This window comes from Candidatus Nanopusillus massiliensis, assembly GCF_920984865.1.
The window spans coordinates 138891-139243 of record NZ_OV100765.1; positions in this window are offsets into that span (position 1 = coordinate 138891).

Below are 353 nucleotides of genomic sequence, written 5' to 3' on the forward strand. Positions count from 1 at the left end.
TTATATATATATAAAAGGGCATTTGAACATATGGGAAAAAATTTTGCAGATAGTATATTATTTGTTATTTCAGCAGCAGTGCTAGGGTTCTTATCTATAGCATTACCAATATTAGGAGCAATAATATATTCATACTTCTATCCAAATGTAGTAGCATGGTATTATAAAAAAGTTATTGGAGAAAATATTAATCCAGATTATAAAACAGCATTTTTATCATTAAAAATACCNAATTATTAGCATCTATAGGAATGATATTTATTCTATTTGGTTTACTTCAGTTTCAGTTGGATCTTTAGCATCAGCTGGATATATGAATCTCATTTGATAAACAAGTTATCAATATGTATCAT